At 73.1% G+C, this 22,299-nt stretch carries 26 protein-coding genes; 12 read left to right on the top strand and 14 right to left on the bottom strand.

Annotated elements, in window-relative coordinates; genetic code table 11:
* The first annotated feature begins 1 nt into the window (after position 1).
* Positions 2 to 205, top strand: coding sequence for a hypothetical protein (locus ACFWBW_RS32825; RefSeq protein WP_385380394.1), 204 nt, complete (start codon positions 2 to 4; stop codon positions 203 to 205).
* Here the strand turns inward: ACFWBW_RS32825 and ACFWBW_RS32830 are convergent.
* Positions 164 to 868: a YitT family protein gene (locus ACFWBW_RS32830; RefSeq protein ID WP_385380398.1), complete on the bottom strand. Its 705-nt coding sequence runs from the start codon at positions 866 to 868 to the stop codon at positions 164 to 166. The two genes, ACFWBW_RS32825 and ACFWBW_RS32830, sit on opposite strands and share 42 nt — an antisense overlap.
* 61 nt (positions 869 to 929) lie before the next feature.
* Here ACFWBW_RS32830 and ACFWBW_RS32835 point away from each other — a divergent pair, with 61 nt between their 5' ends.
* The gene (locus ACFWBW_RS32835) at positions 930 to 2,348 is read left to right on the top strand and encodes a PLP-dependent aminotransferase family protein (protein WP_385380401.1); all 1,419 of its coding nucleotides are present in this window, start codon (positions 930 to 932) and stop codon (positions 2,346 to 2,348) included.
* Between the two features lie 127 nt (positions 2,349 to 2,475).
* Entirely contained in the window at positions 2,476 to 2,814 is a 339-nt protein-coding gene (locus ACFWBW_RS32840; protein WP_385380404.1) for a GYD domain-containing protein, read from the top strand.
* Between the two features lie 20 nt (positions 2,815 to 2,834).
* Here the strand turns inward: ACFWBW_RS32840 and ACFWBW_RS32845 are convergent, their stop codons facing one another.
* From ACFWBW_RS32845 to ACFWBW_RS32855, 3 genes are all read right to left on the bottom strand, one after another.
* Positions 2,835 to 3,248, bottom strand: a complete 414-nt coding sequence (locus ACFWBW_RS32845; protein WP_385380407.1) for a PIN domain-containing protein — start codon at positions 3,246 to 3,248, stop codon at positions 2,835 to 2,837.
* Positions 3,245 to 3,517 carry a CopG family transcriptional regulator gene (locus ACFWBW_RS32850; RefSeq protein WP_385380410.1) on the bottom strand — a complete coding sequence of 91 codons (273 nt, stop codon included), beginning with the start codon at positions 3,515 to 3,517 and terminating at the stop codon, positions 3,245 to 3,247. Before ACFWBW_RS32850 ends, ACFWBW_RS32845 begins: the two co-directional genes overlap by 4 nt.
* Positions 3,518 to 3,655: 138 nt before the next feature.
* Positions 3,656 to 4,237 (bottom strand): GNAT family N-acetyltransferase, encoded by a 582-nt coding sequence (locus ACFWBW_RS32855; RefSeq protein ID WP_385380413.1) that lies wholly within the window; start codon positions 4,235 to 4,237, stop codon positions 3,656 to 3,658.
* 198 nt (positions 4,238 to 4,435) lie between these two features.
* On the opposite strand from ACFWBW_RS32855, the gene ACFWBW_RS32860 reads away from it, so the two are divergent.
* Positions 4,436 to 5,761 carry a lipase family protein gene (locus ACFWBW_RS32860; protein WP_385380416.1) on the top strand — a complete coding sequence of 442 codons (1,326 nt, stop codon included), beginning with the start codon at positions 4,436 to 4,438 and terminating at the stop codon, positions 5,759 to 5,761.
* An 86-nt stretch (positions 5,762 to 5,847) separates the two neighbouring features.
* On the opposite strand, the gene ACFWBW_RS32865 is transcribed toward ACFWBW_RS32860, so the two are convergent.
* The 3 genes from ACFWBW_RS32865 to ACFWBW_RS32875 form a co-directional block, all read right to left on the bottom strand.
* Complete coding sequence (locus tag ACFWBW_RS32865; protein WP_385380419.1) at positions 5,848 to 7,383, bottom strand: PTS transporter subunit EIIC; 1,536 nt, start codon at positions 7,381 to 7,383, stop codon at positions 5,848 to 5,850.
* A 71-nt stretch (positions 7,384 to 7,454) separates the two neighbouring features.
* Complete coding sequence (gene murQ, locus ACFWBW_RS32870; RefSeq protein WP_385380422.1) at positions 7,455 to 8,381, bottom strand: N-acetylmuramic acid 6-phosphate etherase; 927 nt, start codon at positions 8,379 to 8,381, stop codon at positions 7,455 to 7,457.
* Between the two features lie 41 nt (positions 8,382 to 8,422).
* Positions 8,423 to 9,382, bottom strand: coding sequence for a MurR/RpiR family transcriptional regulator (locus ACFWBW_RS32875; RefSeq protein WP_385380425.1), 960 nt, complete (start codon positions 9,380 to 9,382; stop codon positions 8,423 to 8,425).
* A 102-nt stretch (positions 9,383 to 9,484) separates the two neighbouring features.
* Here ACFWBW_RS32875 and ACFWBW_RS32880 point away from each other — a divergent pair, with 102 nt between their 5' ends.
* The 3 genes from ACFWBW_RS32880 (at position 9,485) to ACFWBW_RS32890 (ending at position 10,819) form a co-directional block, all read left to right on the top strand.
* Positions 9,485 to 9,889 (top strand): hypothetical protein, encoded by a 405-nt coding sequence (locus ACFWBW_RS32880; protein WP_385380428.1) that lies wholly within the window; start codon positions 9,485 to 9,487, stop codon positions 9,887 to 9,889.
* A gap of 7 nt (positions 9,890 to 9,896) precedes the next feature.
* Complete coding sequence (locus ACFWBW_RS32885) at positions 9,897 to 10,163, top strand: DUF4031 domain-containing protein (protein ID WP_266907469.1); 267 nt, start codon at positions 9,897 to 9,899, stop codon at positions 10,161 to 10,163.
* Positions 10,164 to 10,285: 122 nt separating this feature from the next.
* Entirely contained in the window at positions 10,286 to 10,819 is a 534-nt protein-coding gene (locus ACFWBW_RS32890; protein ID WP_385380431.1) for an SMI1/KNR4 family protein, read from the top strand.
* 19 nt (positions 10,820 to 10,838) lie between these two features.
* On the opposite strand, the gene ACFWBW_RS32895 is transcribed toward ACFWBW_RS32890, so the two are convergent.
* A complete protein-coding gene (locus tag ACFWBW_RS32895; RefSeq protein ID WP_385380479.1) occupies positions 10,839 to 12,062 on the bottom strand; it encodes a Cmx/CmrA family chloramphenicol efflux MFS transporter in 1,224 nt (407 codons plus the stop codon).
* A 68-nt stretch (positions 12,063 to 12,130) separates the two neighbouring features.
* Entirely contained in the window at positions 12,131 to 12,820 is a 690-nt protein-coding gene (locus ACFWBW_RS32900; protein ID WP_385380434.1) for a hypothetical protein, read from the bottom strand.
* A gap of 110 nt (positions 12,821 to 12,930) precedes the next feature.
* Here ACFWBW_RS32900 and ACFWBW_RS32905 point away from each other — a divergent pair, with 110 nt between their 5' ends.
* Entirely contained in the window at positions 12,931 to 13,626 is a 696-nt protein-coding gene (locus ACFWBW_RS32905) for a copper homeostasis protein CutC (RefSeq protein ID WP_385380437.1), read from the top strand.
* Positions 13,627 to 13,999: 373 nt separating this feature from the next.
* On the opposite strand, the gene ACFWBW_RS32910 is transcribed toward ACFWBW_RS32905, so the two are convergent.
* On the bottom strand, positions 14,000 to 16,114 hold the full coding sequence (locus tag ACFWBW_RS32910; RefSeq protein WP_385380440.1) for a HelD family protein: 2,115 nt from the start codon (positions 16,112 to 16,114) through the stop codon (positions 14,000 to 14,002).
* A 333-nt stretch (positions 16,115 to 16,447) separates the two neighbouring features.
* On the opposite strand from ACFWBW_RS32910, the gene ACFWBW_RS32915 reads away from it, so the two are divergent.
* Positions 16,448 to 16,633: a hypothetical protein gene (locus tag ACFWBW_RS32915; protein ID WP_385380443.1), complete on the top strand. Its 186-nt coding sequence runs from the start codon at positions 16,448 to 16,450 to the stop codon at positions 16,631 to 16,633.
* A gap of 127 nt (positions 16,634 to 16,760) precedes the next feature.
* Positions 16,761 to 17,588, top strand: coding sequence for a glycosyltransferase family 87 protein (locus ACFWBW_RS32920; protein ID WP_385380446.1), 828 nt, complete (start codon positions 16,761 to 16,763; stop codon positions 17,586 to 17,588).
* On the opposite strand, the gene ACFWBW_RS32925 is transcribed toward ACFWBW_RS32920, so the two are convergent.
* The 4 genes from ACFWBW_RS32925 to ACFWBW_RS32940 form a co-directional block, all read right to left on the bottom strand.
* Positions 17,490 to 17,771, bottom strand: a complete 282-nt coding sequence (locus ACFWBW_RS32925) for a hypothetical protein (RefSeq protein ID WP_351595494.1) — start codon at positions 17,769 to 17,771, stop codon at positions 17,490 to 17,492. The two genes, ACFWBW_RS32920 and ACFWBW_RS32925, sit on opposite strands and share 99 nt — an antisense overlap.
* A gap of 32 nt (positions 17,772 to 17,803) precedes the next feature.
* Complete coding sequence (locus tag ACFWBW_RS32930; RefSeq protein ID WP_327253467.1) at positions 17,804 to 19,447, bottom strand: DNA repair helicase XPB; 1,644 nt, start codon at positions 19,445 to 19,447, stop codon at positions 17,804 to 17,806.
* A gap of 232 nt (positions 19,448 to 19,679) precedes the next feature.
* Positions 19,680 to 20,363 carry an HAD-IA family hydrolase gene (locus tag ACFWBW_RS32935; protein WP_385380450.1) on the bottom strand — a complete coding sequence of 228 codons (684 nt, stop codon included), beginning with the start codon at positions 20,361 to 20,363 and terminating at the stop codon, positions 19,680 to 19,682.
* A 7-nt stretch (positions 20,364 to 20,370) separates the two neighbouring features.
* Positions 20,371 to 20,979, bottom strand: a complete 609-nt coding sequence (locus ACFWBW_RS32940) for a TetR/AcrR family transcriptional regulator (RefSeq protein WP_385380453.1) — start codon at positions 20,977 to 20,979, stop codon at positions 20,371 to 20,373.
* Positions 20,980 to 21,219: 240 nt separating this feature from the next.
* Here ACFWBW_RS32940 and ACFWBW_RS32945 point away from each other — a divergent pair, with 240 nt between their 5' ends.
* Both ACFWBW_RS32945 and ACFWBW_RS32950 read left to right on the top strand, forming a co-directional pair.
* Positions 21,220 to 21,735 carry a peroxiredoxin-like family protein gene (locus ACFWBW_RS32945; protein WP_385380456.1) on the top strand — a complete coding sequence of 172 codons (516 nt, stop codon included), beginning with the start codon at positions 21,220 to 21,222 and terminating at the stop codon, positions 21,733 to 21,735.
* A 9-nt stretch (positions 21,736 to 21,744) separates the two neighbouring features.
* Positions 21,745 to 22,227: an N-acetyltransferase gene (locus tag ACFWBW_RS32950; RefSeq protein ID WP_385380459.1), complete on the top strand. Its 483-nt coding sequence runs from the start codon at positions 21,745 to 21,747 to the stop codon at positions 22,225 to 22,227.
* The last annotated feature ends 72 nt before the right edge of the window (positions 22,228 to 22,299 follow it).

Raw genomic sequence — 22,299 nt, forward strand, 5'->3', positions numbered from 1 at the left:
GATGGAACGAATGCCGGCGGCCGAGGAGGCTGTCGGGCAGTTGAAGGCCGCGCTGACGGACGTAGGGGTCGTGTTCCCCTCGCTCGGGGTGGACGGGGTGTCGGCGGCCGGGTCGTACGGGCTGCCGCTGGTCGATCTGGGGCGCTGCAACCTGGACACCGCGCTACGGCTCGCCGCCGTCCTGCACGAGCGGGCCCACCCCTGAGGGAGCGGCGAGGCGGACCGTCAGGCGCGGGAGGAACCAGCCGACCAGGGGGCCCGTGCACAGGGCGACGAGTACCGTGCCCGGGCCGAGGGTGCCGCCGAGCAGCCAGCCGAGGCCGGCCACGGAGACCTCGATGCCGGTGCGCACCGTCGCGACGGGCAGGCGGGTGAGGCGGACGAGGCCGGTCATGATGCCGTCGCGCGGGCCCGAGCCGTACTGCGCGCCGAGGTAGAGCGCGTCGAAGAAGCCGAGGGCGACCAGGCCGAGGGCGAGGTACGCGAGCGCGGCGGCGGTCCCCCGGGGGGTGGGGAGCACGGCGGCGGTGGCGTCGGCGGCGAAGCCGACGATCGCGACGTTGAGGACGGTGCCGAGACCGGGGAGCTCGCGCAGCGGGATCCAGGCGAGGAGCACCAGGAGCGAGATCAGGTTGGTGGCCCAGCCGAAGGAGATGCCGAGGCTCTTGGCCGTGCCGTCGGTGAGCACGCTCCAGCTCGCCGTGCCGAGGCCCGACTCGACGAGCACCATGACGGCGACGCCGTAGCCGGCCAGGCCGAGCAGGAGTTGGGGGAGGCGGCGTGCGGTGCGGCCCGCTCGGAGCTGGGCGAAGGCGTTCCTGCGGGGCGGGTGGGTGGCGGGTGCGGGAGCGGGTGCGGGGTGGGGCATGGGTTCAGCCTCGGGGGCATCTGGACCCGGATTCCATAGCCAGATTGCTTAGGCTGGTCCGATGAAGATCAGCGCGCACGCCGTCGGTCGCATGGTGGGGACCTGGCAGGAGGGGCCCGGGCCGGCGCACCGGCGGCTCTCCGACCGGCTGCGGCTGCTGATCCTGGACGGGCGGCTCTGCCTCGGGGCGGCGCTGCCGGGCGAACGTGACCTGGCCACCGCGCTCGGTACGAGCAGGACCACGGTCGGGGCCGCGTACCGCACGCTGGTGGACCACGGCTACCTGGCCACGAGGGAGCGCGCGCGGGCGACCGTACGGCTCCCGCACGAGGACGCGCCCGCCGGGCGGAGGGCCGGTACGGACGCGGAGCCGGAGCCGGAGGGCATCGACCTGTCCTTCGCCGCGCCGCCCGCACCCCCGGAGGTCCTCCACGCGGCTTTCGCGACGGCGCTGGAGCGGCTGCCGCTGCACTTCGAGCGGCACGGGTACGACCGGTACGGCACTGCGGAACTGCGCGAGGCGGTCGCCGGTTGGTACGGGCGCAGGGGGCTGCCGACCTCACCCGATCACGTCATGATCACCAGCGGCGCGCAGCACGCGATCGGTCTGCTGGCGCGCACGCTGCTGTCGCCGCGGGACAAGGTGGTGATCGACCACCCGACCTATCCGCACGCGATCAGGGCGTTCACCGACGCGCGCGCCCGGCTGCTGCCGGTGGCGGTGGGGCCGTCCGGCTGGGACGTGCCGCAGCTCCTCGCGGCGGCGCGGTCCGCGCAATTGGCGTACCTGATCCCGGACTTCCACAACCCCACCGGGATGTTCATGTCCGCGAGCGTGCGCCGGAGCCTGCGGCCGGCCTGCCCCACGATCATCGACGAGACCCTGGCCGACCTGCGGCTGGAGGCGGCGGACCCGGATCCGACCGAGGAACCCTTCGCCGCGCACCACCCCACCGCCATCAGCGTCGGCTCGGTGTCCAAGAGCATCTGGGGCGGCCTGCGCATCGGCTGGATCCGTGCCGTGCCCGCGCTGCTCGAGCGCGTCGCGCGGGCCCGCCCCGCGACGGATCTCGGCACCCCGGTGGTGGAACAGCTGGCCACTGCGGTGCTTCTGAACGGCGGTCAGACCCGGCGGCCCGAGGCCCTGCTCCACCTGCGGGCGCAGCAGGACGCCCTGCTGGGGACGCTGGCCGAGCACCTGCCCGAGGTCCACGCGCCGCGGGCGGCCGGCGGCGTGACGCTGTGGGCGCGCTTCCCGGAGCCGGTCGCCTCACGGCTGGCGGCCGTCGCGCCGGACCACGGGGTGACGATCGCGGCGGGGCCGCGGTTCGGGGTCGGCGGCGCGTTCGAGCGCCATGTCCGCCTGCCGTACACGCTCCCGCCGGCCCGCCTCACCGAGGCCGTACGGCGCCTGGCCGCAGCCCACCGGGCCCTCACGGCGGGAGCCACCGGGATCCACACGCCGGCGCCGGTGGGCTGAGCCGCGTTGGGCCGTGGCGGTGGCCGTCCCCGGCCGTTCGGGGTACGGCGGCGATCCGGTCCGCCCCTTCTGCCGTCCGGCCTGGGCATCGTCGACGCGACGAACGAAGACGAAAGAAGGTGACGCGATGCCGCTGTATCTGTCGAGGTTCAGCTACACACCGGAGACCTGGGCCAGGCTGACGGCCCACCCCGAGGACCGCGCACAGGCCGCCCGGTCGTACATCGAGTCCGTCGGCGGGAAGCTGCACGGCTTCTGGTACGCCTTCGGCACGCACGACGGCTACAACCTCTGGGAGGCCCCGGACAACGTGTCCATGGCCGCGGTCGCCCTGGCGATCAGCGGGGGCGGCGCGCTCAGCTCGTTCGAGACGACCGTCCTGCTGAGCGTCGAGGACACCCTGGACGCCCTGCGCAAGGCCGAGCAGATCCGCTACCGGCCTCCGGGCGCGTCCGGGATGTCTTGACCCCGGCTACGTGAAGGCCTCTAGACCTTCACGGCGGCGAGGCGGGTGCCGCAGAGCGCGGTGAGGTCCTCGGGGTCGGAGGTGAGGACGGTGACGGGGCCGGGCGCCGCGAGTGCGGTGGCGGCCAGCATCGCGTCGATGGCGTACTTGTGCCCGTGCAGGCCGGCCTCGCGGAGCAGGGTCGTGGCGGCGTGGGCGATCTCCTCGGTGACGGGCTCGACCACCACTCGGGAGAGCGCCCACATGAGGGCCGGCATGTTGATCTTCGGGTGGACCACCTCGACGAGGGTGGCCGTGCTGGTGATGACGCGCATGTCGTCCGCGAGGGCGAGGGCGAGCCAGCGGGTGATCGTGCGGTCCCGCAGCACCGCCTTTGCGAGTCCCTCGCTGTCCAGCACGAGGGTGCCTCCGGGCTTGGTCGGCTTCGGCGTCATGCGACGTCCTTCTGCTCGGTGTCGCTGTCGGACGGGCCTCCGTGGGCGCGGCGGAATTCCTCCCGGGTCGCGTCGATCTCCTCCGCGGTGATCGGTCCGTGCTCCGCCTCCGCCACGGCGACGAGCTCCGCCAGGTTGTCCCGTTCGATCTGGCGGGCCACTGCGGCGGTGACGTAGGCGGAGAGGCCGGACGGGCCGCTGCGGGCGCGAGCGGCCTCGGCGATGTCGCGGGGCATCGAGATGGAGTACTTCTGGGTGGCATCGCTCATGCCACCCATGCTACTTCCGATGCCACCACCGTATTCGGTGTGTGGGGCGTAGATGTACATGCGCATAGGCTCTCGGCATATGCGCGAAGGTGGAGGTTATTGCCTGCCAGTTCGCTCGATGGGGTGATGGCTCGCCCCTCAGTCCGTGCTCAGGCGGGCGTGGAGGTGTTCGTCGTGCCAGCCGTCCGCGTGGAGGAGGGCGCCGCGCATGGTGCCCTCCAGGGGGTAGCCGGAGGTCGTGGCGACGCGGCAGGAGGCCGGGTTGGCCACGGAGTGGGTGATGTACAGGCGGTGCAGGCCGAGTTCCCCGAACGCCCACGGGGTCAGGACGGCCAGGCCTTCGGCGGTGGCTCCGGCGCCGCGGCCGGCGGGGAGGAGCCAGTACATGAACTCGCCGCTGCCGCCGCGCAGGTCGATGTCGGCGAGGGCGATCACGCCGACGGCGCAGCCGCCGTCCGCGGGAGCCAGGGCCCAGATCGCCGAGCTTTCGGTGTGCCAGCGTTCGCGCCAGCGGGCGATGCGGGTGACGGCCTGCTCCTCGGTGAGCCGGTCGGGGCGGTTCCAGTGGCGGATGTCCGGATCGGCGTACGCGGCCACGAGCGCGGGGGCGTCGTAGGGCTCCCAGGGGCGCAGGCGCAGCCCGCAGGGGAGGTCGTACGAGGGCTGGGTGAGCGAGGCCATGTGGCCGGACGGGACGACGGCCGGTATCGAGTCGGTCATCGGATCATCATCGGGCCGGCGGCGCACCCGCGGCGTGGCCGGGACGGGCCCGGCCGGGCCCGGGTGCGGCCATTGGGGGCCGCTCCCCCCGGTGACCGTAACAACCGACGGACACTTCGTCACGGTAAGCGACATTTCATCCCTTTCTTCCTAGTCTCACGTCCCGGTACCGAGTGACCGAGCGAAATGGACGATGAGATGAGACGACGGCTTTCCGCGATCGCCGCGGCCGGTGTGGCCGCGATCCTCGCGCTGGGCGGCGGGACGACCGCGACCGCGACGGGGACCGCGGGCACGAACCCGGACGGCGGCAAGGGCGGCAAGGGTCTGTGCGCGCCGGGCGTTCCGATCGGGCCGGAGGGCGAGAAGTTCTACGACCCGCCGTCGCCGCTGCCCGAGGGGGACCACGGCGACCTGATCTGGGCGCGCCGTGTCGACGCCCCCGACGGTGCGCGCGCCTGCCGGATCCTCTACCTCTCGACCCTGCAGACCGGTACCCGCGTCGCCGTCTCGGGCATCGTGGCCTGGCCCGACGCCCCCGCGCCGCGCAGCGGCCGCAACGTGGTGGCCTGGGCGCACGGGACCGTGGGCGGCCCGCGCCAGTGCGCGCCCTCCGCGGTACCGAACCCGGCGACCGACCTGGTCGGCTACTACACCTACGACAGCCCCTGGGGCATCGACGTCGGCGTGCCCGCGCTGACGCAGTTCCTCGACTCCGGGGACATCGTCGTCGGTACGGATTACCAGGGTCTGGGCACCCCGGGCGTGCACCAGTACACGGTGGCCGTCACGGAGACGAACAACGTCCTGGACTCGGTCCGCGCGGCCCGCCAGATCAAGGACGCCCACGCGAACAACAAGGCGGCCGTACTGGGCTGGTCGCAGGGCGGCGGCGCTGCGGCGTTCATCGCCCAGAACTACAAGGCGTACACCCCGGAGACCAACCTGGTCGGCATCGCGGCGCTGGCGCCCGCCGCCAACCTGGGGCCGGACTTCCGCGGCCTGGTCCTGCCCGGCCCGACGTCCCCCACCTCGCCGTCCCACAACGCGGCGCTGCGCGTCAACGTCTACCGGGGCTTCCTCGCGGCCTACCCCGGGCTGAAGGCGGAGGACGTGCTGAAGCCGGCCGGTCTGGAGGCGCTGCGCGGTGACGGGGTGATGTGCATCGAGCACCTCGCCGACGTGATCCAGAACAACGTGGGCAACGCGGGGCAGCTGGACACGCTGTTCCAGCCGCTGAGCGTGGTGCCGGAGGTCTGGCACCAGCGCTTCCGCGAGAACACGGCGGGCCTGGTCGCCTCGGTGGCGCCGGTCCTGGTGATGCAGGGCACGGCCGACACGGTCATCAACCCGAACTCCACCGACGAGTACGTGAAGCGGGCCTGCCGGTTCGGCAAGCCGGTCGAGTACACGAAGTACGAGGGGGCGACGCACCAGACGATCCCCAACGTCGCGGAGCCGGAGTACCTGGGCTGGATCGCGGACCGGTTCGCGGGCAAGCCCGCACCGTCCAACTGCCCGTGATGTGACGGGTAGCCGAACACCAGCAGTGCATGAAGGCTCCCGGTGGACCACACCGGCCGGGAGCCTTCGTACGTGGGGGCCTGCCGTCAGCGGCCCACGGGGACGGGTACGGAGTCGGAGGCGTCGGTGGGTCCGGCCGCCGGAGCCGTCGGAGCGGTCGCTGGGGCGGTCTCCGCGTCCGGCGCGGCGTTGAACTCGGTGAGCATCTGCCGGGTGAAACCGAAGAAGTAGGTGGCGGCGAAGCCCACGAGGTAGCCGACGGCCAGGCCGCCCGCGTAGATCGCGATGGTCATCCCCATGCCCGACTTGCCGTCCAGCAGCGGGAACAGCGCCCAGCCCGAGGGGCCGATGGCGGTGGAGCCGAAGGCGGTGCCGAGTTGGTTGAAGAGGCCTACGAAGGCTCCGCCCGCGGCGCCGCCGATGCAGGCGGTGATGAAGGGGCGGCCCAGGGGGAGGGAGACGCCGTAGATGAGGGGTTCGCCCACGCCCAGGAAGCCGGCCGGGAGGGCGGACTTGATGGTGGTGCGGATCGAGCGGTTGCGGGGGAGCTTGTAGTAGACGGCGATGGCCGCGCCGACCTGGCCCGCGCCCGCCATGGCGAGGATGGGGAGCAGGACGGTGTAGCCGGTCTGCTCGATCAGGGTGGTGTGGATGGGGATCAGGGCCTGGTGCAGGCCCAGCATCACCAGCGGGAGGAAGAGTCCGCCGAGGACCAGGCCCGCGAAGGCCCCGCCGGTGGCGAGCAGCCAGGTGGCGAAGGTGCCGATGGCGCTGGAGACCTCACCGGCGACGAACATCAGGCCGAAGATGGTGACGAGGCCGGAGATCAGCACCGTGAGGGTGGGGGTGACCAGGACGTCGAGGGCTTCCGGGACCCACTTGCGGCACCACTTCTCCACCTGGACGGCGAGCACTGCGGCGGCCAGTGCGCCGAGTACGCCGCCCTGGCCGGGGGAGAGCTGCTGGCCGAAGGCGTCGATCTTCGCTACGCCCGGGAAGACGATGATCGCGGCGACCGCGCCGCCGAGGATGGCGGTGCCGCCGAACTCCTTGGCCGTGTTGTAGCCGACGAAGACAGCGATCAGGGACATGAAGCCGCTCGCCATCGCGGCGAGGGCGGGGACCACGGCCGGCACCCAGCCCATGTTGGTCAGGAAGCCGTTGAGGCCGGCGATGATGCCGCAGCCGATCAGGGCCGGGATCAGCGGGACGAAGATGTTCGCGATGCGGCGCAGGAACAGCTTGAAGGGGGTGGAGTTCTTCGCCTTCTGGGCGCTCTTGATGGCCGCGCCCTGGGCGGCGAGTTCGTCGGCCGTCACGTTGTGGGGGGTGGCGGGGGCAGCGGGCGCCGGGGCGGCCGATCGGCCTTCCGCGACCAGGGCCTCGAACTCGGGGGTGACGCGGGCGACGGTGCCCGGTCCCAGCACGATCTGGTAGGTGTCGTCCTCGACGACGCCCATCACGGCGGGGAGGGCCTTGAGGGCCTCGTCCTGGACCAGGGAGCGGTCGCGCAGGGTGATCCGCAGGCGGGTCATGCAGTGCGCGATGGAGAGGATGTTGTCCGGACCGCCGACCAGGGGAAGGATCGCGGCGGCTGTGGCGCGGTTCTTGTCAGAGGACATCGTGGTGTTCGCCTTGCTGCTGGGGGCCGGCGGGGGTCAGCGGGGGGTGGCAGGGGTGGGTCGGCGGTGGGTCATCGCGGGGTCTGGGTGAGGGCGGCCCGGAGGTGGCCCTTGGAGGCGGTGAGCAGTTCGCCGGCCGTGGGGCCGTCGACTCCGCCGAGGATGACGAGGATGGCCTGCTTGACCTCGCCGTCGGACGCGGTGAGCGCGGCCTCGATCTCGGCGTCGGGGGCGCCGGTGGCCAGCGAGACGATGCGGCGGGCGCGGGCGCGCAGCTTCTCGTTGGAGGAGCGCATGTCGACCATCAGGTTTCCGTACGTCTTGCCGAGCCGGATCATCGTGAGGGTCGAGATGAGGTTGAGGACGAGCTTCTGCGCGGTGCCGGCCTTCAGGCGGGTGGACCCGGTGAGGAGTTCGGGGCCGACGACGACCTCGATGCCGTGGTCGGCGGCGGCGGCGAGCGCGGAGCCGGCGTTGCAGGACAGGCCGACGGTGAGCGCGCCGCGGCCGCGGGCGAACTCGACGGCGCCGATCGCGTACGGGGTGCGGCCGGAGGCGGAGATCCCGATGACGGTGTCCTCGGCGGTCAGGGCCAGCGCGGTCAGGTCCTCGGCGGCCAGTTCCTTGGAGTCCTCGGCGCCTTCCACGGCCTTGACCATGGCGGAGGGGCCGCCCGCGATCAGGCCGACGACCTCGGAGGGATCGGTGTTGAAGGTGGGCGGGCACTCGCTGGCGTCCAGTACGCCCATCCGGCCGGCGGTGCCGGCCCCCGCGTAGATCAGGCGGCCGCCGCGGGCCATCCGCTCGGCGATCCCGTCGATGGCGGCGGCGATCGTCTCCAGCTCGCCGGCGACGGCGGCCGGGACGGTGGCGTCCTCGGCGTTCATCAGGCGGGCGATCTCCAGGGTGGGCAGCCGGTCGATCTCGGCCAGTTCGGGGCGGAAGGCCTCGGTGGTCAAGGTGGCGAGCTGGGCACGGAGTTCGGCGTACGCGGTCATGGGCTTCGGCTCCTGGGCTACTGGCTGCTGGCTACTGGCTGCTAGCGGGTGGTGCTGCCCCGCTTGGCGGTGGGTACGGGGGTGTGGTGGCGGGGCGCGAGCGCCTCGTACGAGGCTGCGAGCGCGGGCGCCGCGGTCTCGTAGGTCTGCTGGGCGACGCCCACGAACAGGCAGTCGACGACGAGGAGCTGGCTGGTCCGGCTCGACATGGCCGCCGGACGCAGCTGGGTCTCGCGGGCGGCGGAGGTGGCCAGCACGAGGTCGGCGTAGTGGACGACGGGGGAGCCCGCGCGGGCCGTGAGCGCGAGGGTGGTGGCGCCGTGCTCGAAGGCGGTCCGCAGGGGCTCGATGACGTCGCCGGTGCCGCCGGAGTGGGTGATGGCGACGGCCACGTCGCCGGGGCGCAGCAGCACGGCGGTGGTGACGGCCAGGTGCGGGTCGTTGTGCGCGGTGGCGATCAGGCCGATGCGCGACAGCTTCTGCGCGAGGTCCTGGGCGACGAGGCCGGAGGCGCCGACGCCGTAGATCTCGATGCGGCGGGCGCCCGCGAGGGCGGTGACGGCCGAGCCGAGGGCGGCGACGTCGAGTCCGGCGGCGGTGTCGGCGAGGGTCTGCGCCTCTTCCTGGGCCAACTTGGCGACCACGTCGGCAAGGGAGTCGTCGACGGCTATGTCCACGGTGACGGCGGGGGCCGCGCCGGACTCCTGCTGGGCGGCGAGCGCGGCGAGGGCGAGGCGCAGGTCGCGGTAGCCGGGGTAGCCGAGGAGGCGGGCGGTGCGGACGACGGTGGCCTCGCTGGTGCCGGTGCGGGCGGCGAGGTCGCTGACGGTGAGCGCGGCGCAGGCCGCGGGGTCCTGGGCGACGGCCTCGGCGACGGCCTGCATGGAGCGGGTCATCGAGGGGCCGAGGCTGCGGACGCGGGCCCGCAGGGCGGCGGGGGCGGGAACGGGGACGGCTGCGTCCGCCCCGCCGCTGAAGGTTTCTTTCACGTTCTTGCTCACCCTTGAAACTTATTTTCAGAGGGGTGGGAACGTCAAGACGCCATAAGTCACCGGAGAAAGAGGACCTTCGCCACGGGGCCGATCCGGGTCCACAATGTGTCCATGGACCACGCGACCCCCCCAACCCCCCTTGAACAGGCGCTGCACGCCGCACGCGCCCTCGTACTCGCCGATCTCGTCGCGGGCGATGTCGCCGAGGCCTATGTCGTCTCCCTCGTCGAGGACGCGGTCACCCACCGCCGGTGGTGGGTGGAGGAGTGGCCGGAGGGCGTCGACTACCTCGCCGGACTCGTCGCCCAGGACGTGAAGGACGCACTGCTGGAGAAGCACGGCCGCTGGCCGCTGTGCCCGGTCTGCGGGCACGGCGAGCCGCACGCGCTGGACGTGGAGCCCGAGCTCGGACCGGACCCGATGTGGGTGTGCTCGGAGGCCGGCGTACGGGTGGCGCCGGTGGGCGGCCTCGGAGCGGTCCTGGGCGGCGGCTCCGGTTCCGGCTTCGGCGAATGAGCCGCCGGTGACGGTGTACATCGACCCGCCCGACTGGCCGGGCCACGGCCGCCTGTGGTCGCACCTGGTCAGCGACGCCTCGTTCGAGGAACTGCACGCCTTCGCGGCATCGATCGGCTGCCCGCCGAAGGCCTTCGAACGCGACCACTACGACGTCCCGGAGCACCGGTACGCGGACGCGGTGGGCGCGGGCGCGGTGGAGATCGGCAGCAAGGAACTGGTCCGCCGCCTGACGGCTGCCGGGCTGCGGCGACCCAAGGGGCGACCGGCGTAGGCGTTGCCCGTGCTGCCCGTGCTGCCCGTGCTGCCCGTGCTGTCAGGGCCGGCAGGGCCGGCAGGGCCGGCAGGGACGTCGGCTGCGGGAGCGCTGTCAGTGGCGCTGGTTAGCTTGCGTGGGTGACAGAGACGACCGCCAGTGACGACCGCCGCTTCCCGCCCGCCCTGACCGAGGTGTCCCGGGTCGAGTTCGACTACGGGGACGAGGGCGAGGGCGTCGACTTCGAGCCCGACGAGGCGTTCGTGTCCGCCGAGGACACCACGGACTGGCTGCGCCACTGGACGGGGAACCACGAGCTCGACGGGGACGCGTACCGGGTCTTCGGCCAGGACGGCTCCGGCGGCCTCGCCGCTGTCTGGTGCGTCCGTCCGGGGCAGCCCCTCGATCGTCAGCCCGTGGTGTTCATGGGCTCGGAGGGCGAGGTCGGCGTGGTGGCCGGGAACCTGTCCGACTTCCTGTGGGTGCTGGCGGACGGCTTCGGGCCCTGCGAAGCGGCCCTGTACCCGGACCGGGAAGCCCGCCCGGACGCGGACCTGTCCGAGCTCGCCGTGCGGCACGTGACGACCCCGCGCAGGCCGGCCCGCGAGATCGTCGCCGGGGCACAGGCGGAGTTCTCGACCTTCGAGGAAGACCTCTTCGAACTCTGCCGCTGAGCTCCGGCCGCCAGGGCCCTCAGACTTTCTCGGTCGCGTCCGATCGGGACGGGGTCGAGCCGGCCACCACACGGGTCGGGCGGGCCGCGCGGGGCCCCGTACGGCGGTCCAGGCGTAGCGCTACGAGGCCCAAGGCGATGGCGGTGACGGTCATCGCGCCGCCGGCCCAGGCCGTGGCGGAGAAGCCGTAGCCGGCGTCGATGACGGTGCCGCCGAGCCAGGGGCCGCCGGTGTTGCCGAGGTTGAAGGCGGCCGTGGTGGTCGCGCCGGCCAGGGTCGGGGCGGCGCCCGCGACGTTGAACATGCGGGCGTTGAGCGCCGGGGCCGTGAAGAACGCCGAGAAGCCGATCAGGAACGACAGGGCGATCGCGGCCGCCGCCGTGGAGGCCAGCAGGGCCAGAGCCGCGAGGAAGACGGTGGAGGCGGTGATGCCCCACAGCATCACCCCGAACAGGTGCGCGTCGGCGATCCGCCCGCCCACCGTGGTGCCCACCAGCGCACCGATCCCGAAGAGGCCGAGGATCCAGGGGACCCACTTCGAATCGAGCCCGGCCACGTCCGTGAGCAGCGGGGACAGGTAGCTGAAGGCGCAGAAGACGCCGCCGGCGGCCAGCGCCGTGACGCCGATCGACAGCCACACCTGGCGGTCGCGGTAGATGCGCAGCTCGCGCGCGAGCGTCGGCTTCTCGGCGGGCAGCGGGATCTTGGGGATCAGCGCGAGGATGCCGACCAGCGCGACGGCGGAGGCCGCGCCGACCGCCCAGAACGCGGAGCGCCAGCCCAGGTGCTCACCGAGGAACGCGCCGGCCGGGACGCCGAGGACGTTGGCGATGGACAGTCCGCCGATCATGACGGCCATGGCCCGGGCCCGTTGGTGCTGCTCGACCATGGCGATGGCCACGGCGGCGCCGACCGCCCAGAAGCCGGCGCAGGCGAGCGCGGAGACGATGCGGGAGGCGAAGAGCAGCTCGTACGAGGGGGCCAGCGCGCCCGCGACCTGGCCGAGGCCGAAGAGGGTGATCAGCGAGAGCAGCGTGGTGCGTCGGGGCAGTCGCAGCGTGGCCACCGCGAGCAGGGGTGCTCCGACGACCATGCCGATGGCGAAGGCGGATATGAGCAGGCCCGCCTGGGGGATGGTGACGCCCATGTCCTCGGCGATGGGTGGCAGCAGCCCGGAGAGCATGAACTCGCTGGTACCGAGTGCGAAGACGGAGAGGCCGAGGATGTAGACGGCGACGGGCATGCGGGTGCGTTCGGCTGCGGCGGGCATGAACCATCTCAACAGCGACGAACGGGATCACATTCCCCGGGCTACTCGGAGGGCTCGCCGAGGGCCGCGAGCTCCGCGAGCTCCGCGGCCAGGTTCGCGCGGGCCGGGGACTCCCAGTGCGCGGCCCCGTAGGCGGTGCGGAAGAGGCGGGGCAGCTCCAGCAGCTGGCGCAGTACGGCGGCCCGGCCGGCGCGGAAGGCCTCGTCGGGGACGAAGCCGTACTCGGCGCGGACGGCTGCCGCGTAGGCGGCGTACTCCTGCGCCGTGCCCGCCAGGACGCCCAGGTCGGCGTCGCAGAGCAGCTCGCCGTTGGCGTCGCCGGGCGCGGGGTCGTGGGTGATCGTGAGCCGGACGAGGCGGGCCACCTCGGCGGTGCGGGCGTCGTCGATGCCGAGCTCGGGCAGGGCGCGCTCGGCGAGGGCGGCGCTGCGCTCCTCGTTCTCGGAGCGGTCGGGGCGGTAGACGGCGTCGTGGAACCAGGCGGCCAGCTCTACGGCGGAGCGGTCCGCTCGTTCCCCCTCCGCCGTGAGTACGTCGATGCGGGCGAGTACGTCGGCCAGGTGCGCGGTCGTGTGATACCTGCGCTGCGGCTCCGCCCAGGCGGTGAGGAGGCGGTCGGCGTAGGGGGCGGGGTCGAGGCCGGGGGTGGCTCCGGCGGCGGCGGTGGTGGCGTGCCAGCGGGCGCGGAGGTTCTGTTCGCGGTGCGTGTCGGACGTCATGGCGGATGTCATGCGCACATTGTGGTGGTGGCGTGATTGTGCTGGTGAAGGGTGGGCGGAGGCCCGTACTCTGGACATTGGACTAGACCTATTTTCCAATGCGGGACGAAGGATGGGATTACATGAGCAACCGTGCGCTCCTGGAGGTGATCGCCCTCGACGTGGAGGATGCGGTCGCGGCCCAGGCCGGTGGGGCGGACCGACTCGAGCTGGTCACCGACATGGCCGCCGACGGGCTCACCCCGCCGCGCGAGACCTTCGCGGCGATCCGGGCGGCGGTCGACATCCGGCTGCGCGTGATGCTCCGGAAGGCGGACGGCTTCTCGGCGGGTTCCGCGCAGGACGTGGAACGGCTGGTGGAGGAGGCGCGTGCGCTGCGCGCGGAGGGGGCGCAGGAGTTCGTCCTGGGCTTCCTGAACCCCGACGGGAGCCCCGACCTCACCGCCGTCGAGGCGGTCGTGGCGGAGCTCGGCGGCTGCGGGTGGACGTTCCACCGTGCGATCGACCGGGCGGCGGACCGCGACCAGCTCCGCAAGGCGGTCGCGGACCTGCCCGGACTCGACACCTACCTGACCGCGGGCGCGGCGGGCGGGGTCGACGAGGGCCTGCCGGTGCTGCTGGCGGAGGCGGCGAAGGCGGGTACCCCCGGCTACGAGCCGCGGATCCTGGTGGGCGGCGGCTTGGCCCTCTCCCACCTGCCGGTGCTCCGTGAGGCGGGCATCGACGCCTTCCACATCGGCGGCGCGGCCCGCCCTTCAGGGTGGGACCGGCCGGTGTCGGCGGCGGCGGTGGAGTCCTGGCGGGCGTTGCTGAGCTGATCGCTGCGGGTGGGGGCCGGTGCCGGGGGCGGGGTGGGGTGTCGGCCTGGACTGCATGATTTAGGCGCCCTCTGCTCTACTCCGACAAGGCGTGGGGTGTGCCTGCGCCACAAATCACGCTTTACGTCCAGGCCGACACCCCACCCCGCCCCCGTCCCCGGCCCTGGCCCCCCGCTCCCGTCCGGGGCGGGACTTTCAGACCGCCCGCGCCATTTCAGCCGTCCGGCGTTTGAGGACCGGGGTCTGGGGCGGAGCCCCAGGGGGTCCGGGCGCAGCCCGGTAACCCCTTCCAGCCCGTCCGGCGTTTGAGGACCGGGTCAGGGCTGGCCCTGGGAACGGTGGAAGGGCGGGTCGGGGGCTTTGCCCCGCGGGGCTATGCCAGGGCGCCCGGCAGGGGGCTCGCGTGGAGGACGGTCAGGCCCGAGACGGCTCGGGTGAGGCAGACGTAGAGGCGGCGCAGGCCCGTACGTTCGTCGGGCTCGCCCGCCACCACGTCCGCGGGCTCGTGCAGTACGACGTAGTCGTACTCCAGACCCTTCGCGAGCGACGCCGGCACCAGCGTCAGCCGCGACTGCGCGGTCGTCTCCTCGCCGGGCGAGAGGTAGGGCAGGCCCGCAGCCAGCAGCGCCTCCCCGAGCTCCGCGATTCGCGCGTCCGCCGCGATCAGCCCGATCGACCCCTCGTGCACGAGCGAGGCCCGGCAGGCCGCGATCACCTGCGCCGGGAGGTCGGAGGGGGAGTCGACGGGGGAGATGATCAGCGAGCCCGGGGTCTCGCGGACCGAGGAGACCGGGGAGAGGCCCGGCGAGATCGCCGGCAGCAGCCGCGAGGCGTAGGCGATCACCTCGCGCGGCACGCGGAAGCCCGCCGTCAGTTCCTCCAGTACGGCGCCCGGCTTGCCCAGGTGCCCCAGCGCCTCGTCCCAACTGCGCGTCGCCCACGGCGTCGTGCCCTGCGCGAGGTCGCCGAGGACCGTCGCCGAGCCGGTCGTGCAGCGCCGGCCGACCGCCCGGTACTGCATCGGGGACAGGTCCTGCGCCTCGTCGATGACGACGTGGCCGAGCGAGTGCGTGCGCTCCACCAGGTCCGTCGTCTCGTCGATCAACACCAGGTCCGCCGCCGACCACTTCACCGACTTCACGCTGCGCGCCGGCTTGGACCAGAGGAGCAGCGACTGCTCCTGCGCCGACAGGATCCCGTCCGCGTGCTCCGCGAGGAACTCCGGGTCGGAGAGGAGGCGCAGCACCAGCTTGGCCGGTTCGACCAGTGGCCACACCGCCTTGACCACTGCCTTCACGGCGGGATTGCGCGCCACCGCGTCCTGGACCCGGTCGTCGGGCGCCTCGCCCGCCTGCTCCATGCGTACGAGGACCGCGTGCGCGATCCGCTGCGGGAGGGCGTCGCGGGCGGCTCCGTAGCGGATGTCCCGGTTCTGGAGTTCGGCGACGATCTCGGCGATCTCGTACGCGGGCACCCGCCAGCGGCGCGATCCGCGGACCACCATCAGCGGTTCGACCGGCTCCGAGACGTGCGAGTGGACCGCGCGGCGCAGGACCTCCGCCATCCGGGCATCGCCCTTGACCACGGCGGTTTCGGCGGCGTCCGCGCCGCGTACCTCCAGGTCCGTGCGGGCGACCAGGTCGTCGACCGTGGCCTGCTTGACCTCCAGCTCACCGAGGGCGGGCAGGACCTGCTCGATGTAGTGCAGGAAGGAACGGTTCGGCCCGATGACCAGGGTGCCGGTCCGGGCGAGGCGGTCGCGGTGCGCGTAGAGGAGGTACGCGACACGGTGCAGGCCGACGGCCGTCTTGCCGGTGCCGGGGCCTCCCTGGACGCAGACGGAGCCGGACAGGCCGGAACGCACGATCTCGTCCTGCTCGGGCTGGATCGTCGCCACGATGTCGCGCATGGGGCCGACGCGCGGGCGCTCGATCTCCTGCTGGAGCAGCTTGCTGACGGCCGCCGCCTCGGCGGGGTCGGAGAGGTGCTCGTCCTCGTACGCGGTCAGTTCGCCGCCCGTGTAACCGAAGCGGCGGCGCAGCCCGATGTCCTGCGGGTCGTTCTTGGAGGCCCGGTAGAAGGGCTGGGAGACCGGCGCGCGCCAGTCGATCACCATGGGGTCGCCGCCGGCGTCGTGGACGTGGCGGCGGCCGATGTAGAACTGCTCGCCCTCCGCGCCTTCGGCGAGCTCCGCGCCGGGCGCGTGCAGGTAGTTGAGCCGGCCGAAGAAGAGGGGGGTGTGGGCGAGGTCGGCGAGGGCCTTGATCCGGTCGTCGATCTGGGCCTGCAGGACGATCGCGTTGACCCAGTTCGCGGTGACGTCGCGGATGTCGAGGTTCTCGACGTCCTCGCGCATCGCGCGGAGCGCGGAGCGGGAGGCGGCGAGGTGGGCCCGCTCGCGACCCAGGGGGTCGGTGGCGGCCGCGTCGGAGTCGGGGGCGGCGTCAGGGTCGGCGTCGGGGTCGGTGACGTGGGCGTGCGCGGGCACGGAACTGCCTCCATCTGCTGAGGACCTGCGTGATGCGGGCGGACGGGCCCGCCGGTTTCCGAGCGGCGGGCGGCGCTCCCGGTGACGCGGCGGGAGGCGGCAAGAGCGGAGATTCTAGCCATCGCGGCGGCGCTGCGCGAATGGATAACGCGAAGGGAAAGGGGGGCCGAAAGTCCTTCGGGGCGGTGGCCCCGTACGGGGGGTGTTCGGTCCGTGTCCTCCTTCGGACAGAGCCCGTAGGGGGAGGCATGGGCCGGGAGGAGGAGGCCGGAGACCTGGAGGTTCAGCCCTCAGGGCGATGTGACAAGCCGGTCGAAAACCGACCATGGATACATGAGCACCGCAACCTACACCCCGGTCCAGGGTCGCCGCCCTCGCGGCGCCACCGCCACTTCCGACTCCCGCTCCCGCCACAGCGTCGGCAGCGTCCTGCGCGCGGCCAAGGTCTTCGCGGCCACCGCCGTGAGCGTGGTCGTCCTCGGTGAATACTCCGAGGACGCGGGCGTCATACGCCACTGAGGCGCCGCGCCGCGCCGGAGCCCGGTGGCGGCGCCGGAGGCTCTGCGCGGCCTCGCCGCTGCCGCCTGCGCGGGCGGCCGGACGCCTCGGCTCGGGTCCCGGAGCGTTGATCCACTAGGGTCGCGCCGTGACCCGGAGTTCCGAGCCCAGCCGCTCTCCGTCGCCCCGCGCCGCCGTGCTGCTCGCGGGCCCGCTGCTCGTGCTCGGCGTGCTCTGCCTCGCCCTGCGCATCCCGGTGGCCGACGCCCTCGCCCCCGGCCTCTCCGCCGCCGAGTGGAGCCCGCCCGCCGCGTATCCGCCCTTCGCGGCCATCCTCTTCGCCCCGGCCGCCTGGCTGCCGACCGGCGTACTGAAGGCCGTCCTGGTGGGGGGCAGCGCCGGGCTGTTCGCCCTGCTGATCCTGCTGTCGTGCCGGCTGGCGGGACTGCGGGCCCGGCCCGGTCCCGTACTGGCCGCCACCGTCGCCGGGCTGTGGCTGGAGCCGCTGTTCCAGAGCCCGCTGTCCGGCCAGATCGCCCTGGCCCTGGCCTGCCCCGTCCTGTGGGACCTGCACCGGCCGCGCGGCGCCCTCGGCAAGGGCTTCGCGCTGGGCACGGCCGCCGGGATCACCCTGACCCCGGCGCTGCTGATCCCGTACCTCCTGCTGACCGGCCAGGTCAGGGCCGGGCTGACCGCGCTGGGCGCCTTCGCGGGCAGCGGCCTGCTCGGGCTGCTGGTCCTCCCGGGGGCCTCCGCCGAGTTCTGGTCCCGGCACCAGCCCCCGGGCGGCCGCTCGCTCCTGCTGGACTGGCCCCACCTGTGGGTCTGGGCCGCCCCCCTGCTCACGGCCCTGCTCGCCGCCGCCCTGCGCCACCGGTCACCCTTCGGGCAGCAGGATGTCCGCGTCGTCGAAGACCCGCAGCACCACGAGAAGCAGCCGCCCGCGCGACACCATGTACTCGGCCACGATCTGTGAGGTGAGCCGGATCTCGCGGTCCTGCTCGCCCGCTCCTATCGGCCGGGACAGCTCCGTGTACGGATCGCGGGCCAGGATTTCGAGCGCCTTGTCGAAGGAGGCGCGGCGCACGGGTTCCAGCCGGTCCCGATCGCGGCCCGCGGACTCCGTGAAGAGGACCTCGTAGATCTCCTGGTGCGTCATACGACCAGCGTAGTGCTCGGCCATCCCGTCCGTCAGTCCCCGGCCAGCAGCTCGTCGGCGTCCATGATCCGGTAGGCGTAGCCCTGTTCGGCCAGGAAGCGCTGGCGGTGCGCCGCGAAGTCCTGGTCGATGGTGTCGCGCGCGACGACCGAGTAGAAGCGCGCCTCGTGGCCGTCCGCCTTCGGGCGCAGGACGCGGCCCAGGCGCTGTGCTTCCTCCTGGCGGGACCCGAAGGTGCCGGACACCTGGATGGCGACCGTGGCCTCGGGCAGGTCGATGGAGAAGTTCGCGACCTTCGAGACGACCAGCACGCTGATCTCGCCCTCGCGGAAGGCGTTGAAGAGCTTCTCGCGCTGCGCGTTGGAGGTCTCGCCCTTGATGACGGGCGCGTCCAGGTGCTCGCCGAGCTCGTCGAGCTGGTCGATGTACTGCCCGATGACCAGCGTCTGCTCGCCCGCGTGCTTGCGCACCAGTGCTTCGGTGACCTTCCGCTTGGTGGCGGTGGTCGCACAGAAGCGGTACTTCTCCTCCGTCTCGGCGGTCGCGTACGCGAGGCGCTCCGACTCGGTGAGGTTCACCCGGACCTCGACGCAGTCCGCCGGCGCGATGTAGCCCTGCGCCTCGATCTCCTTCCACGGGGCGTCGAAGCGCTTCGGGCCGATCAGCGAGAACACGTCCGACTCGCGGCCGTCCTCGCGCACCAGCGTCGCGGTCAGGCCGAGGCGGCGGCGCGCCTGGAGGTCCGCGGTGAACTTGAACACCGGGGCCGGCAGCAGGTGAACCTCGTCGTAGAGGATCAGGCCCCAGTCCCGGGAGTCGAAGAGCTCCAGGTGCGGGTAGATGCCCTTCCGCTTCGTCGTCAGGACCTGGTACGTGGCGATCGTGACGGGCCGGATCTCCTTGCGCGTACCGGAGTACTCGCCGATCTCCTCCTCCGTCAGCGAGGTCCGCTTGATCAGCTCGTGCTTCCACTGGCGGGCGGAGACGGTGTTCGTGACCAGGATCAGCGTGGTCGCCTTGGCCTTGGCCATCGCACCGGCGCCGACCAGCGTCTTGCCGGCGCCGCAGGGCAGCACGACCACGCCGGAGCCGCCGTGCCAGAAGCCCTCGACGGCCTGCTGCTGATAGGGGCGCAGCGCCCAGCCGGTCTCGTCGAGCTCGATCGGGTGCGCTTCTCCGTCCACGTACCCGGCGAGGTCCTCGGCGGGCCAGCCCAGCTTGAGCAGGGTCTGCTTGATCTGCCCGCGCTCGGAGGGGTGCACGGCGACGGTGTCGGCGTCGAGCCGCGCGCCGACCAGCGGGGCGACCCGCTTGGACCGCAGGATCTCCTCCAGCACGGGCCGGTCGGTGCTGGTCAGGACCAGTCCGTGGACGGGGTGCTTGGAGAGGGTGAGGCGGCCGTACCGGGCCATGGTCTCGGCGACGTCGACGAGCAGCGCGTGCGGGACGGGGTAGCGGGAGAACTCCACGAGCGCGTCCACGACCTGCTCGGCGTCGTGCCCGGCGGCCCGCGCGTTCCACAGCCCGAGCGGCGTGATCCGGTACGTGTGGATGTGCTCGGGAGCACGCTCCAGCTCGGCGAAGGGCGCGATGGCGCGCCGCGCGGCCGCGGAGAGCTCGTGGTCGATCTCTAGGAGGAGCGTCTTGTCGCTCTGGACGATGAGGGGCCCGTTCACGCGCGTGTCCCTTTCCTGCGGGGGAGGGCCACCCGGACGCGGGTGGCCAAACCTCCAGTCTGCCGTATCGCTCCGCGGGTGGAGCGGTTCTGGCCGCTACGGTGCCGCGCAGCGCCGCGGCGAGGGCGCCGCCATGGGCGGACCCGGGGGCCGGGGCCTGTCGAGCCCGGGGGCCGGGCCCGAGTCCAGGGGACGGGCGCGCCGGTCGCGCCGGTCGCGCCGGGCAGGCGGGTCAGGCGGGTGAGGCGGTGAAGGCGAGGATCTCCGGGGCGGCCTCGCGCAGCGTGGGGAAGTGACGGTGGGCTTCGGGGTGGGGGGCGGGGGTGTTGACCGTCCAGACCGTCATGCCCGCCGCGAGGCCCGACCGGACGCCCGAGGGGGCGTCCTCGACGACCAGGCAGTGGGCGGGGTCGGCGCCGAGGAGGGTCGCGCCCAGCAGGTACGGGACCGCGGAGGGCTTGCCCTCGGTCACGCAGGCGGCGTCCACGAGGATCTCGGGGACGGGCAGCCCGGTGCGGTCGAAGCGGCCGCGCACCCGGTGCGCGTAGTTGGAGGTGACCAGGCCCCAGCTCCCCGGGGGCAGGGCGGACAGCAGCTCGGCCGCGCCGTCGAAGGCGGAGTAGGTGCCGGAGTGGACGTCCTCGTCCTCCAGCTCGTGCAGCGCGGCCAGGCACGCGTGCGGGTCCCGGTCCGGGGCCACGGCCGCGAAGGTTTCCATCGGGCGGGTCCGCAGGGCCACGGCGTACACCGCGTCCGGGTCCAGTCCGTGGCGTTCGGCCCAGGTCGCCCAGACCCGGCGCTGGTTGGCGACGGCGTCGACGAGGGTGCCGTCCACGTCGAATAGGACGTATCGGGCTGGAGGTACGGGGGCTGCGGTGGCTGCGGCAGGGGTGGGAGCGGTGGCTGCGGTGGTCACCGGTGGATCATGCCAGGCCGCGCAGGAGCAGCTCCAGGCCGCCCTCGAACTCCCGCTCCGGGGTGACCGAGCGGGCGTCGCGGGCGGTGGCCGTCATGTACGGGAACTCCTGCGGGGGGAGTCCGGCGATGGCGGTGGTTCCGGGTCCGGCCAGCGGCCCGAGGTGCTCCAGCTGCGTGGCGCCGGTCACGTAGGCGATGAGGGCACGCAGCGCGAGCACCCGCTCCTCGGCCTCGATGCCGGCGTCGGTGAGGACTCCGAGCACCGTTTCCGACCAGCGCAGCCCGCTCGGCGAGCGGTGCCGGTGAGTCAGGGTGAGCGGCAGCGTGGCCGGGTGGGCGCCCATGGTGTCGCGCAGGCGGCGGGCCAGGACGGTGATCCGGCCGGACCAGGGGCCCGGGGGCGGCGGGGTGGTGTCGATGCCGCTGAGGACGAGTTCGACGACGAGCGCTTCGAGTTCCTCGCGGCCCGGGACGTAGCGGTACAGGGCCATGGGGCTGGTGCCGAGCTCGGTGGCGACGGCGCGCATGGAGAGGCCGGGGAGCCCGTCGCGGTCGATGACGACGAGGGCGGCGGCGGCCAGTTGGTCCGGGGTGTGTGAGCGGGGGCGCGGCATGACGGTTGACAGCGTACGGCATACGCCTACGCTGGAGAGGTAGGCGTACGGCATACGCTTACGCCTGTCGAGGGAGGGTTTCCCATGCTCGAAACCGGTTCCGTGGTATCCGTACACCGGCTCACGTCCGTCGGGGGAGGACCCGCCGAGGGAGGACCCGCCGAGGGAGGACCCGCCCAGGGAGGGGCCGCCAAGGGACAGCCCGTCGGGGGAGGAGCCGCCGGGGGAAGTACCGTCCGCGTGCCCGACCCGGAGCGGCTCGTCCATCTGCAGTTCCGGCGCTTCGCCGGCTGCCCCGTCTGCCACCTCCACCTCCGGTCCGTCGTCCGGCGCCACGCGGAGATCGAGGCCGCCGGGATCCGAGAGGTCGTGCTCTTCCACTCCCCCGCGGAGGAACTGCGCCCGCACGTCGCCGACTTCCCCTTCGCCGTGATCGCCGACCCGGAGCAACGGCTGTACCGGGAGTTCGGCGTCGAGTCCTCCCCGCGCTCCCTGCTGGACCCGCGCGCCTGGGGGCCGGTGCTGTGGGGCATCGCCCGCTCGGCCGCCGAGGTGGCGCGGGGCCGGGAGCGGCTTCCCGCCCGGCGGCAGCCGAACGGGCGGCTCGGGCTGCCCGCCGACCTGCTGATCGGGCCGGACGGGAGGGTGCTGGCCGCCAAGTACGGGGAGCACGTCTACGACCAGTGGCCGGTCGACGAGTTGCTCCGGCTGGCGGCGGACCGATATCCCGTGGGCGCCGGGGAGGGAGCTGCGTAGGGTCGGCGCATGAGTAGCGATCAGCAGAGCTTCGTCCCGCCGGCCGAGGTGTTCGAGGTGCCCGTCCGGCTCGTCGGGGAGGGCTTCCGGCTGGAGCCCCTCGGACGGCAGCACAACGAGGGCGACCTCGCCGCCTGGAGCGGGAGCATCGCGCACGTGCGCGCCACACCCGGCTTCCTGGGGAACTGGCCTCCGGAGGAGGGGATGAGCCCCGAGGCCAACCTTGCCGACCTGGTGCGCCACGCACGGGACTTCGCCGAGCGGCGCGGATTCACGTACAGCGTCCTGGAGGGGGAGCGCGACGGGGAGGGCGAGGTCGTCGGATGCCTCTACATCTACCCCGGTAAGGAGGACCCGGAGCGCGTGCACGTCACTTCCTGGGTGCGCGGGGACCGGATCCCGCTCGACAAGACCGTGTACGACACGGTCACGCGCTGGTTCGCCGAGGTCTGGCCGTTCGACGCGGAGCGGATCGACTACGCGGCCAGGTGAGCGACGCCGAAGGGGCCCGGGGGGGGAGATGGAGAGGGGGGGGGAACGGGGGGGGGGGGGGGAGAGGGGGGG

The organism is Streptomyces sp. NPDC059957 (assembly GCF_042730015.1).
Lineage (GTDB): Bacteria > Actinomycetota > Actinomycetes > Streptomycetales > Streptomycetaceae > Streptomyces.

What these genes read in the sequence shown, in the direction of transcription:
- ACFWBW_RS32825 (WP_385380394.1), top strand. Translation starts at nt 2, where the DNA reads ATGGAACGAATGCCGGCGGCCGAGGAGGCTGTCGGGCAGTTGAAGGCC.
- ACFWBW_RS32830 (WP_385380398.1), bottom strand. Translation starts at nt 868, where the DNA reads ATGCCCCACCCCGCACCCGCTCCCGCACCCGCCACCCACCCGCCCCGC.
- ACFWBW_RS32835 (WP_385380401.1), top strand. Translation starts at nt 930, where the DNA reads ATGAAGATCAGCGCGCACGCCGTCGGTCGCATGGTGGGGACCTGGCAG.
- ACFWBW_RS32840 (WP_385380404.1), top strand. Translation starts at nt 2,476, where the DNA reads ATGCCGCTGTATCTGTCGAGGTTCAGCTACACACCGGAGACCTGGGCC.
- ACFWBW_RS32845 (WP_385380407.1), bottom strand. Translation starts at nt 3,248, where the DNA reads ATGACGCCGAAGCCGACCAAGCCCGGAGGCACCCTCGTGCTGGACAGC.
- ACFWBW_RS32850 (WP_385380410.1), bottom strand. Translation starts at nt 3,517, where the DNA reads ATGAGCGATGCCACCCAGAAGTACTCCATCTCGATGCCCCGCGACATC.
- ACFWBW_RS32855 (WP_385380413.1), bottom strand. Translation starts at nt 4,237, where the DNA reads ATGACCGACTCGATACCGGCCGTCGTCCCGTCCGGCCACATGGCCTCG.
- ACFWBW_RS32860 (WP_385380416.1), top strand. Translation starts at nt 4,436, where the DNA reads ATGAGACGACGGCTTTCCGCGATCGCCGCGGCCGGTGTGGCCGCGATC.
- ACFWBW_RS32865 (WP_385380419.1), bottom strand. Translation starts at nt 7,383, where the DNA reads ATGTCCTCTGACAAGAACCGCGCCACAGCCGCCGCGATCCTTCCCCTG.
- murQ (WP_385380422.1), bottom strand. Translation starts at nt 8,381, where the DNA reads ATGACCGCGTACGCCGAACTCCGTGCCCAGCTCGCCACCTTGACCACC.
- ACFWBW_RS32880 (WP_385380428.1), top strand. Translation starts at nt 9,485, where the DNA reads ATGGACCACGCGACCCCCCCAACCCCCCTTGAACAGGCGCTGCACGCC.
- ACFWBW_RS32895 (WP_385380479.1), bottom strand. Translation starts at nt 12,062, where the DNA reads ATGCCCGTCGCCGTCTACATCCTCGGCCTCTCCGTCTTCGCACTCGGT.
- ACFWBW_RS32900 (WP_385380434.1), bottom strand. Translation starts at nt 12,820, where the DNA reads ATGACATCCGCCATGACGTCCGACACGCACCGCGAACAGAACCTCCGC.
- ACFWBW_RS32905 (WP_385380437.1), top strand. Translation starts at nt 12,931, where the DNA reads ATGAGCAACCGTGCGCTCCTGGAGGTGATCGCCCTCGACGTGGAGGAT.
- ACFWBW_RS32915 (WP_385380443.1), top strand. Translation starts at nt 16,448, where the DNA reads ATGAGCACCGCAACCTACACCCCGGTCCAGGGTCGCCGCCCTCGCGGC.
- ACFWBW_RS32925 (WP_351595494.1), bottom strand. Translation starts at nt 17,771, where the DNA reads ATGACGCACCAGGAGATCTACGAGGTCCTCTTCACGGAGTCCGCGGGC.
- ACFWBW_RS32940 (WP_385380453.1), bottom strand. Translation starts at nt 20,979, where the DNA reads ATGCCGCGCCCCCGCTCACACACCCCGGACCAACTGGCCGCCGCCGCC.
- ACFWBW_RS32950 (WP_385380459.1), top strand. Translation starts at nt 21,745, where the DNA reads ATGAGTAGCGATCAGCAGAGCTTCGTCCCGCCGGCCGAGGTGTTCGAG.